5 protein-coding genes are annotated in these 6,462 nt (G+C 42.3%); 1 reads left to right on the forward strand and 4 read right to left on the reverse strand.

Features of this window, described 5'->3' with window-relative positions:
• Positions 1-49 precede the first annotated feature (49 nt).
• Positions 50-862, forward strand: coding sequence for a hypothetical protein (locus tag SD31_RS05270; RefSeq protein WP_039053374.1), 813 nt, complete (start codon positions 50-52; stop codon positions 860-862).
• A gap of 131 nt (positions 863-993) precedes the next feature.
• Here the strand turns inward: SD31_RS05270 and odhB are convergent, their stop codons facing one another.
• The 4 genes from odhB to SD31_RS05285 all read right to left on the reverse strand — a co-directional run bounded on the left by odhB (position 994) and on the right by SD31_RS05285 (position 6,361).
• The gene (odhB, locus tag SD31_RS05275; RefSeq protein WP_039053375.1) at positions 994-2,229 is read right to left on the reverse strand and encodes a 2-oxoglutarate dehydrogenase complex dihydrolipoyllysine-residue succinyltransferase; all 1,236 of its coding nucleotides are present in this window, start codon (positions 2,227-2,229) and stop codon (positions 994-996) included.
• Positions 2,230-2,296: 67 nt separating this feature from the next.
• Positions 2,297-5,035 (reverse strand): 2-oxoglutarate dehydrogenase E1 component, encoded by a 2,739-nt coding sequence (locus tag SD31_RS05280; protein WP_039053376.1) that lies wholly within the window; start codon positions 5,033-5,035, stop codon positions 2,297-2,299.
• 137 nt (positions 5,036-5,172) lie between these two features.
• Entirely contained in the window at positions 5,173-5,541 is a 369-nt protein-coding gene (locus SD31_RS15025) for an FAD-binding domain-containing protein (protein ID WP_082021824.1), read from the reverse strand.
• Entirely contained in the window at positions 5,495-6,361 is an 867-nt protein-coding gene (locus SD31_RS05285) for a deoxyribodipyrimidine photo-lyase (protein WP_052258682.1), read from the reverse strand. Before SD31_RS05285 ends, SD31_RS15025 begins: the two co-directional genes overlap by 47 nt.
• Positions 6,362-6,462: the final 101 nt, after the last annotated feature.

A 6,462-nucleotide genomic window follows, 5' to 3' on the forward strand; every position in this document is an offset into this window, starting at 1 on the left:
GCTCTAAGGTGCTTTATTTAGTGCCAACCCTAACGGAGAAGCAGAAGTAGTGCATGTACAGTTGAAACCACACAGCAAGCTACGTAAGCTTACCTTCGATATGGACTTCGCTTCCATAGCCATCAAGGGTAAAGCCTCCATGGGTAATCTGGTGACCAAATACCCTGTCAAGAAAATCACATTCAAAAGTGCCGGAAAATCTACCCTGTCGGGCCGTAAAATCTGGTACGACGATGTGCTGAAACGTCTTAACGTGGACGAAAGAGGTGTCTACCTTGGCGAGTTCGAAAGCGATGACAAGATTTTGATGGTCTTCGAAGACGGATCTTATGAGCTATCAAACTTCGACCTCAGCAACCATTTCGATGACAAGATGATTCGTATAGAAAAATTCCATCCTGAGCATGTCTATGCAGCAATACATCGGGACGGTAAGACTGGAGCTTATTACGTCAAACGTTTTGTCTTTGACGACATCCCATTGGGCAAACGCGTAAAATTCATCAACGAGGAGGCTGGCTCAAAATTGATCTTGCTGACTAATAATCCAGAACCGGTAGTAAAAATCCGCCAGCTGAAAGGAAAATCGCAGGTGGAAGAAATCCTCGAACAGCCGCTCAACGAGATTATTGATGTCAAAAAAATCAAAGCGCAAGGCAACAGACTCTCCTTCCACAATGTACAGGAAGTAGAAGCATTAACCCAAGAGATAGACCTTGCTCAGCAGGATAATGCCCAAGAGCAGCAAGAAGAGCCTGAAACCACGGCACAACCGGAAAATAAAACTCAAGACATCCCGTTGGAAATTACTAATCCGGAAGATGTTCAAATCGACGACGACGGCCAAATTGGATTATTCTAAACTACTCTTTCATAAGCAAAATCCCTGTATTAGAAAATACAGGGATTTTTTTTCCAAAAATATAATAAAGAAAAAAGCCGTCCACGCAATGACGTGTAACGGCTTTTATTGTAAATATAGGATATTACTCTTTACACTTCCAACAATAAGCGTGCTGGATCTTCTAACAATTGTTTTACACGTACCAAGAAGCTTACAGACTCACGGCCGTCAATAATACGGTGGTCGTAAGACAAGGCAAGATACATCATCGGACGGATTACCACTTGACCGTTTTCAGCAACAGGACGTTGGATAATGTTGTGCATACCTAATATAGCTGACTGTGGAGCGTTGATGATAGGTGTGGACATCATCGAACCGAAGATACCACCATTAGTGATAGTAAATGTACCACCTGTCATCTCTTCTATAGTCAATTTATTTTCTCTAGCCTTTGTTGCCAAATTCACTATCTCTTTTTCGATTTGGAACAAAGACAAGGACTCGGCATTACGGATTACAGGAACTACCAATCCTTTTGGAGCAGATACTGCAATGGAAATGTCTGCAAAATCCGAATACACAATTTCGTTATCTTCGATACGAGCGTTTACGGCAGGCCATTCTTTCAATGCTGTTGTTACAGCTTTGGTGAAGAACGACATGAAACCTAATCCTACGCCGTGTTTCTCTTTGAAGATATCTTTGTATTTAGCTCTCAAGTCCATGATAGGCTGCATGTTGACCTCATTGAATGTTGTCAACATAGCTGTTTCATTTTTCACTGCCACAAGACGTTTGGCAATAGTCTTACGAAGAGAGCTTAACTTTTCACGACGCTCGTTGCGTGAGAAAGCAGTATTTACCACAGGAGCTGAAGCTGGCGCCGCCGGTGCTGCTTTTTCTGCTGCCTTAGGAGCTGCTGGCTTAGCTTGAGCCTTCTCAGCGTCTTCTTTCGTGATACGTCCGTCTTTTCCTGTTCCCTTGATTGTAGAAGGGTCAATACCTTTTTCTCTTAAGATTTTTGCCGCTGCTGGAGAAGCTGTACCGGCAGCATAAGAGTCAGGGTTTTCTGATGGCTCTTCTTTTTTCGCTGCAGGAGCTGCTGCCGCTGCTGGAGCATCTGCTTTCTTCTCGGCCGCAGGTGCGTCACCATCTTCGATCGTACATACTACAGCACCAATTTCCAAGGTATCGCCTTCTTGTGCTATGATGCGAAGGATACCTGCTTTTTCTGCTGGTAATTCAAAAGTAGCTTTATCAGATTCCAATTCGGCGATATTCTCGTCCATCTCGACATATTCGCCATCTTGTTTTAGCCATTGGGCTAGTGTTACTTCGGTTATAGACTCACCGACTGCTGGGACTTTTATTTCTAAGCTCATGTCTTTAATCTTTAAAACCAACGTTGTAAATAGTAAACTATTTACAACGCGTAGCTTTTATTATTGTTTATGCAAATGCTTGATTAATAATTTTCTCTTGTTGTGCAACGTGTTGCTTCATATAACCTGTGGCAGGACTTCCGCTTGCGCTACGGGCAATGAAATCTGTAAATTCAAGCTCTGTTTTTCTGAAGATACGGCAGAAGTGAGGCCAAGCTCCCATGTTTTCGTTTTCTTCCTGTACCCAGATAAACTCAGTAGCTTTTTTGTATTTCGCACGTATAGCTTTCAGCTGTTCTACAGGAGTAGGATAAAGCTGTTCTATACGCACTATCGCCACGTCTTTGCGGTTTTCTTTTTCCTGACGTTCTAATAGGTCATAATAGATTTTTCCGGAACAGAACAACACGCGTTTTACATCTGCTGCTTTTACTTTCGTGTCGTCCAACACTTCTTGGAAGTTTACTTCGGTGAAATCTTTCAAAGAAGAAACCACCTTAGGATGACGCAACAAGCTCTTCGGCGTAAACACTACCAATGGTTTGCGGAAATCACGAACCAACTGACGACGTAATAAGTGGAAATAATTAGCAGGAGTTGTACAGTTAGCAATGATAAGGTTGTCATTAGCACACAACTCCAAGAATCTTTCTATACGTGCCGAAGAGTGCTCCGGACCTTGACCTTCCATACCGTGCGGAAGCATCATCACAAGGCCGTTAGAGCGTTTCCATTTTGTTTCAGCAGAAGATAGATATTGATCTACAACGATCTGTCCACCATTGTAGAAGTCACCGAATTGTGCCTCCCAAATGGTCAAAGAATGAGGATTTGCCAACGCATATCCATACTCAAAGCCCAGCACACCATACTCTGACAACAGAGAGTTGTAAATGCTGAACTTATCTCCACCTTTAATCTGTGCTAGTGGAACGTATTTCTCTTCCGAATCTTCTAAAGTCAAGACAGCATGACGGTGAGAGAAAGTACCTCGCTGCACATCCTGTCCTGAGATACGTACACGTTTACCTTCATTCAATAAGGTAGCATAAGCCATCAGCTCTCCCATTGCCCAGTCGTACGAATCCTTGTCTATCATTGCTGCACGGTCTTCGTACAGTTTGGAAATCTTACGGAAGAATTTCTTGTCTTTAGGAAGAGAAGTAATTTGTTTTGCTAAAGAGATAAAGGTATCCTTATCTACTTTAGTATCTACTGGTTTGAAGATATCTGCTTTCTTCGCTGGGCGAAGGCCTTTCCACGCACCACCAAACATAGGCACCTCATCCACGATTACCTCTACGGCTTTCGCAGCATCCAACTGCGTTTGCAGATAATCTTTGAACTCCTTCTCTAATTCTTTAGCATATTTAGCGTCAATAACCCCTTCCTGCTCTAATTTCTTAGCATAAACTTCTTTAGGGTTAGGGTGTTTTTCGATAAGCTTGTACAACAACGGTTGTGTAAACTTAGGTTCATCTGCCTCGTTGTGTCCGAAACGACGGTAACACAACAAGTCAATGAATACGTCAGTTTTGTATTTCTGACGATATTCTACTGCCATATTGATGGCGTACACTACCGCTTCAGCATCGTCACCATTCACGTGGAATACTGGAGACGACGTGATTTTCGCTACGTCAGTACAATATGTTCCCGAACGTGCATCTTTATAGTTTGTCGTGAAACCTACTTGGTTGTTGATTACGATATGGATAGTACCACCTGTTTTGTAGCCATCCAACTTAGACATCTGTGTCACTTCGTATACCACCCCTTGACCTGCAATAGCTGCGTCCCCGTGAATAAGGATAGGTGCTATCTTCGAAGAGTCTCCGTCGTATTTCATGTCGATCTTCGAACGTACCATACCTTCCACCACAGGATCTACAGTCTCTAGGTGTGAAGGGTTAGGTGCCAAAGATAGGTGGATGCTTTTACCATTGTCGGTCTTGATGTCTGAAGAGTAGCCCAAGTGGTATTTTACATCACCACCGAACTGCAATTCAGGATCTTCCTGCTTGTACATTTTACCTTCAAATTCCGACAAGATGGTTTTGTATGGTTTTCCCATGATGTTTGCCAACACGTTCAAACGACCACGGTGCGCCATACCAATCATAAATTCCTGGATACCTAGGTCTGCACCTTTCTCGATTACCGAATCAAGGGCAGGAATTAAGCTTTCCGCACCTTCCAACGAGAAACGTTTCTGGCCTAAGAATTTTGTTCCTAGGAAGTTTTCAAAAACTACAGCTCTGTTGATTTTTTGAAGGATGCGTTTCTTCTGTTCTGGGGTATATTTGGGCTGGTTGCGTTCCGCTTCCATACGGTCTTGCAACCACTTTATTTTTTCCGGATTACGGATATATTTGAATTCAACCCCTATCGAGCGGCAGTAAGTGTCTTCCAGCAGCTGACGGATGTCGCGCAGCTTGGCAGGGCCTAAGCCCACTTCAATTCCAGCGTTGAACACGGTATCCATATCGGCTTCCGACAGCCCAAATGTTTCCAGTTCTTTACCCGGATAGTACTTGCGGCGCTCACGTACAGGGTTAGTTTGCGTAAAGAGGTGACCACGGTCTCTGTACCCATGAATCATATTCAGTACATTAATCTCTTTACGGGCATGTTCTGAGATGTTCTCATCATCGATGACTACTCCTTCAGAACTCTGACCAAATTCGAAACCTTCGAAAAATTTCTGCCATCCAAAATCTACAGAGTTTGGATCTTGCTTGTAAGCTTGATATAATCCGTCAATATAACTTGAATCGGCATTACTCAAATATGTCAGTTTATCCATTATTATGTTATAGTCTAAATAATTCGCCAAATTTAGAAATAATAATGAAGTTATTGGTATTGAATTTTAACATTTTGGATTATCCAAAGTCATATTTTTTCTTTTGAAACTTTTTTGACTTTATTGGATAAATGAGGCTATGAACTTACTTGTTCCAGCGCTTTCTTCATTTTCAACCAATCGTCTTCATTACGGTTATGCTTGAGGCTTGTCCCTCTGCCTACGATATGCGACCAGAACCCATAATTCGTTGCCGGTGCATAATCTATAAGCTGCTGCTCGAAGAATGAAGCGCCATAGCGCCAGGGCAGCTTACACTCATAGACAAAGTACATGGCCACCAATTCTTTTTCTAATCTATTGAGCATGCCTGTATCGTTGAGTCTTTGTACCAACTCGTTGATGTCCGACTCCGCTGTTTTACCCTGTACAAAAGCATCAAAGGACTCCTTATCCGGCTTACCTTCTTCTACGGTCTTGAAGAAGCAATTCGGATATTTTTTCAGTCATAAAACGATAGTAATCTCTCCACAACAATCCTTCCAAAACTGAGGTAACGACCTTCTTTTTTGTTGAAGTCAGGTGTTTATGGAAGAAATGATACACCTGTGCAGGAGATAAGATTCCCAAAGAAAGGTAAGGACTCAGTTCGCTAAACAAGTCCTGAGTAAGCTCCGCCTGAGTGATAAGTTCTTCCATACGTTGCTTTGCCCAACCTTCACCATAAAGATAAAGATTTTCTTCATCCACCTCCACATCAAAAGGGGTACGCTCTACATGAGGAGGAATAGCCACATGGGGCACGTCTGGAATACTTTCTCTGACAAAACTTTCTTTAGATACCTTTTTCTTAAAGGTGTTATAATCATCCGGAATGTCTTTTATAGGAAAAGGCAGATCTTCCTTATGGTACAAGGTATGTCCTATGAAATGTTTAAGGTTACGCTTTACTAACCACAACGACTCTTCGACCAACTCCGAAATTCTGGTTTCCCTGCGTGCAACCTCACGATGGTGATACACCTCATCAACATCGTATTTCTGCACCAAACGAGGGATAATCTCTTCAGGATATCCTTCGAAGGTTAGCAAATCTCCCCCCAGCTTCTGCAACTTGGATTTCAATGCTGCTACAGAATTAAGGATGAACTGCCGGCGCAGCGCTCCCGTATTCTCAAAGCCGTACCTATTGGTCGTATAATACCTCGGATCAAAAATATAAACTGGTATAACAAAATCTGATTTCTCAATGGCCGAATACAGAACTTCATTGTCACTTGTACGCAGATCATTTCGAAACCAAACCAGTATAACCTTTTTATTCATGATAGTGTGCGAGCCTCAAGTATGGTGATATTTTGTCTTGTTAAAGATTATTGTTTTTKTTCTATTATTTCCCGACCATAAACTAAACTAATATTTAATCA

It is taken from the genome of Sphingobacterium sp. T2 (assembly GCF_000814685.1).
Classification (GTDB): domain Bacteria; phylum Bacteroidota; class Bacteroidia; order Sphingobacteriales; family Sphingobacteriaceae; genus Sphingobacterium; species Sphingobacterium thermophilum.

Coding starts and splice junctions, on each gene's coding strand:
- odhB (WP_039053375.1), bottom strand. CDS start 2,229: ATGAGCTTAGAAATAAAAGTCCCAGCAGTCGGTGAGTCTATAACCGAA.
- SD31_RS05280 (WP_039053376.1), bottom strand. CDS start 5,035: ATGGATAAACTGACATATTTGAGTAATGCCGATTCAAGTTATATTGAC.
- SD31_RS05285 (WP_052258682.1), bottom strand. CDS start 6,361: ATGAATAAAAAGGTTATACTGGTTTGGTTTCGAAATGATCTGCGTACA.